This window comes from Actinoplanes sp. NPDC048791, assembly GCF_040650095.1.
GTDB lineage: Bacteria > Actinomycetota > Actinomycetes > Mycobacteriales > Micromonosporaceae > Actinoplanes.
Genome location: NZ_JBEZGQ010000797.1, coordinates 1 through 3,948, shown reverse-complemented (window position 1 = coordinate 3,948; position 3,948 = coordinate 1). Strand labels below are relative to the sequence as shown.

Sequence of the window (3,948 nt, the reverse complement as noted above, 5' to 3'; positions counted from 1 at the left end):
CCGGGCGCTGCCGGGTGTGACGTTGTGGTGCGGGCGGCTAGTCGTCGCCTTGCAGGAAGCTCAGCAGGCGCAGAACCTCCAGGTACAGCCAGATGAGGCTGACCAGGATGCCGAACGCCGCCGTCCACGAGTAGCGCTGCGGCAGACCCATCCGCACGCCTTCCTCGACCTCGTTGAAGCTGAGGATGAAGCTCAGCGAGGCGACGACGATGCAGATGATGCTGAAGCCGATGCCCAGGGCGCCGTTGCTGCGCAGCCCGGTGGTGACGTCGAACAGCGAGAGCACGAAGTTGATCAGCATGACGGCGAACAGGCCGGCCATCACGGCGATCATGCCGCGGACGAACTTCGGCGTGGCCCGGATGACCCGGGCCCGGTAGAGGAACGCCATCAGGAAGAACACGCCGAACGTGGCGATCACCGCTTGCAGGACGATGCCCTGGAAGCCCGCGATCTCCTGGTAGAACTTGCTGACCAGGCCGACGAACGCGCCCTCGATGACCGCGTACGCCACAACCAGGGCGGGGTTGGCCATCCGGGAGAACGAGATGACCAGGCCGAGCACGAGGCCGACCACCGCGGCGCCGATCCAGGCGGCGCTGAGCAGCGAGTCCGGGACCAGGTTCCACGCCGCGACAGCGGAGACACCGGTGATGCCGAGCAGCGTCACGGTCTTGACGACGACGTCGTCGATCGTCATGGGTCGCACAGCCGGCGGCGAAGCCGGATATCCCGGTGCGCTGGGGTACGGCTGACCGTAACCCGGCTGACCGGCGGCCGGGCCGTACGGTCCGGCCGGGTTGTACCCGGCGGTCCGCTCCCGCTCGGCCGCTTGGCCGAGGCGCGAGAGCACCGGGTTGGAAGTCTTCACTGTGTCCAGCCTCCCTTGAGGTTGAGGCACGTAGGGGCGTGCTGTTCAAGGGTAAGCGCAATACCAGCTGGATGTCGCCCGGCAAAGCTGTGAGCAGGCTGAAAACCGTGCCCGGGGCGGGTCTCGAACCCGCACGCCTTTTGGGCAGCCGCTTTTAAGGCGGCCGTGTCTGCCGTTCCACCACCCGGGCCGATGCGTTGCTGCTCACCGTAGCCGGTCGGGCCCGCCCCGCAGAACGCCGGGACGGGCACAAACCACGCTCAGCGGGACCCGGCGCCCACCGGCTCGGCGCTGCGGTCGTCGCCCAGCGGCGGGGTCACGTGGGTGAACTCCTCGCGTGGGGCGTGCAGCTGGCCCAGCGAGACGACCTCCCGCTTGAGCACGAAGGCCAGCGTCCAGTCGGCCAGCACCCGCACCTTGCGGTTGAACGAGGGGATCCGGCTCATGTGGTACGTGCGGTGCATCATCCAGGCCGGGAAGCCCTTGAGCTTGACGCCGTAGATCTTGGCGACGCCCTTGTACAGACCCAGGCTGGCGACGCTGCCCGCGTACTTGTGCTTGTAGTCCTTGGGCTGGGCACCGATGATCACCGCGCGGATGTTGTCGGCCAGCCGGGAGGCCTGCCGGACCGCGTGCTGGGCGCTCGGCGAGCACCAGGCGCCCGGGTTGGTCAGGTCGGGGACCTGCGCGCAGTCGCCGGCCGACCAGGCGCCGTCGAGCACCTTGTCGCCGTCGACCACCTGGAGCATCGTGTTGCAGGTGAGGTGCCCGCGCGGGCCGCGGGGCAGGTCGGTGTGGTCCAGCATGGGCGACGGCTTGACGCCCGCGGTCCAGACGATGGTCTCGGCCCGGAACGACTCGCCGTCGGAGAGCCGCACCTCGCCGTCGACGCACGACTCCATCCGGGTCTCGAGCCGGATGTCGATGCCGCGCTTCTGCAGCTGGCGGGCCGCGTACGCGCCCATCTCCGGGCCGACCTCGGGCAGGATCCGGTTCGACGCCTCGACCAGCACGAAGCGGACCTCGTCCTGCTCCAGCTCGGGGTAGTACTTCAGGCCGTCGCGGACGACGTCCTCCATCTCGGCGAGCGCCTCCACGCCGGCGTAACCGCCACCGACGAAGACGAAGTTGAGCGACGCCTTGCGCATCCCGGCGTCCGGGGTGGTGGCCGCGATGTCCAGCCGGTCCAGGATGTGGTTGCGCAGGTAGATGGCCTCACCGATGGTCTTGAAGCCGATGCCGCGCTCACGCAGGCCGGGGATCGGCAGGGTGCGCGAGACGGAGCCCGGGGCCACGATGATGTGGTCGTACGCGATCTCCTTGACCGGCCCGTCGATCGGCCGCACGGTGACCGTCTTGCGGGCGTGCTCGACCTTGGTGACCTCGCCCGAGACGATGTGGCAGCGCTTGAGCTCGCGGCGCAGCGGCACGACCGAGTGGCGCGGCGAGATGTTGCCGGCTGCGGCCTCCGGCAGGAACGGCTGGTACGTCATGTGCGGCTGCGGATCGATGACGATCACCTCAGCCTGCACCGAGTTGAGCTTCCTGGACAGGCGCAGAGCGGCGTACAGCCCCACATGACCTGCCCCTACGACGACGATCCGCTGCGGTTTCACCCTTCCATCATCCGGATCCGAGGGGCGCCGCGCGCGGTTCTGTGACCAAGCACAACCCCGTTAGTCAAGTGCTGTAACGCACACGTTTCGGTTCCATTTCGCTGGAAACTTAGGGTGCGCTCACCGTTACGGGCGGCCCAATCAAGGTCGGCGCAGCAGCCGGCCCAGCAGCAGGGTGACGGCCACCGCCGCGGCCAGTCCGACCAGCGTTGCGATCACGAACGCGCCTCCGGCCAGCTCCGCGGTCAGGCCCAGCGTGATCACGGTGAGCACGGCCGAGATCAGCACGACCAGCAGGGCCCGGGCCAGCCAGCCGGCGACCACGTCCACGTTGACGATCGCGTCGTACGGCAGCACCGCCGCCAGCGCGGCCAGCGTGTGCCCGAGATAGGTCAGGGCGGCGATGCTCAGCACCCGCCACAGCGCGACCCGGGCGTCGTACCAGGTGGTGTCGAGGATCCAGCCGCCCACCACGACCAGCACGACGAAGGTCACGCCGCGACCGCGCGGGGCGAAGGCCGGATAGACGCCGACCAGGGCGAGCAGGACGACGTAGCGGCTCGCGGTCAGCGCGGCCGGCCACGCCACCATCAGCGCCAGCACGAAGACCAGGGCGATCCCGCCGCGGACCAGCAGCGGCAGCGCCGTCGCCCGGGCCACCGTGGTCCGGGTGCGTTCGATCCGCCGGGTGATGCCGTCGAGCATGTCAGCGCCCCCGCGGTGCGGAGGCGAGCCGGGACACGTCCCGCAGCACCAGGTCCAGGCTGCCGGCCCCGGCCCAGGTCACCACCGGTACGCCGTGCTCGCGCAGCCGGCCCAGGACGTTCTCGCGCTCCATCCGCCACAGCTTGGTGGCGATCGGCGTCCACGGGCTGCGGTTGGGCGGCGTGACCCCGGCGGGCAGCGTGTCGACCGCGACGGTGAAGCGGCCGGACTGGCTGAGCCCGGCCAGCATGTCGGCCGAGCGCGGGTCGACCAGCGGGGTGAGCACCATGACGAGCGCGTCCGAGGAGACGTGGTGGGCGCCGAACACGTGCTCGTGCGGGCCCTGGTCACCGGTGTCGGCCCGGACGTCGAGCAGCCACTCGAGGACGGTCAGGTATTGCCGGCGTCCGGTGGCAGCTCGCAGCCGCCGGGCGGAGGAGCCGTACTCCATGAGTGAGACCCGGTCGCCGCGCTGGAGGTAGTGCTCGGCGATGGCGGCGGCCGCGCGGACCGTCGTGTCGAGCACGGACGCCCGGCCCTTGACGCCGCCGGACGCGCCGGCCTCGCCGAGGACGTCGAGCAGGAGCAGCACCTCGGCGTCCCGGTCGGACAGGGTCGAGGCCACGTGCAGGTCGCGGGTGCGCAGGGTGACGCGCCAGTCGATGCGGCGCAACCGGTCACCGGGGGCGAACGGCCGTACCCCGGCCAGCTCGCCACCCTCGCCGGGCCGCCGCGACCGGTGGTTGCCGACCAGGC

4 protein-coding genes and 1 tRNA gene are annotated in these 3,948 nt (G+C 70.5%); all 5 read right to left on the bottom strand.

Features of this window, described 5'->3' with window-relative positions; all coding sequences use genetic code 11:
• Positions 1–37 precede the first annotated feature (37 nt).
• Positions 38–871, bottom strand: coding sequence for a Bax inhibitor-1/YccA family protein (locus tag AB0C29_RS37265; RefSeq protein ID WP_360830681.1), 834 nt, complete (start codon positions 869–871; stop codon positions 38–40).
• 108 nt (positions 872–979) lie between these two features.
• Positions 980–1,061: transfer RNA gene (locus AB0C29_RS37260), tRNA-Leu, on the bottom strand.
• A gap of 70 nt (positions 1,062–1,131) precedes the next feature.
• Complete coding sequence (locus AB0C29_RS37255) at positions 1,132–2,487, bottom strand: NAD(P)/FAD-dependent oxidoreductase (RefSeq protein WP_360830678.1); 1,356 nt, start codon at positions 2,485–2,487, stop codon at positions 1,132–1,134.
• A gap of 141 nt (positions 2,488–2,628) precedes the next feature.
• A complete protein-coding gene (locus AB0C29_RS37250; protein ID WP_360830675.1) occupies positions 2,629–3,192 on the bottom strand; it encodes a hypothetical protein in 564 nt (187 codons plus the stop codon).
• A 1-nt stretch (position 3,193) separates the two neighbouring features.
• Positions 3,194–3,948 (bottom strand): DUF58 domain-containing protein (locus tag AB0C29_RS37245; RefSeq protein WP_360830672.1); only part of this gene is annotated, 755 nt, incomplete at its 5' end.

Excerpts from the sequence above, each read along its gene's own strand:
- AB0C29_RS37250 (WP_360830675.1), bottom strand. The coding sequence starts at position 3,192 with ATGCTCGACGGCATCACCCGGCGGATCGAACGCACCCGGACCACGGTG.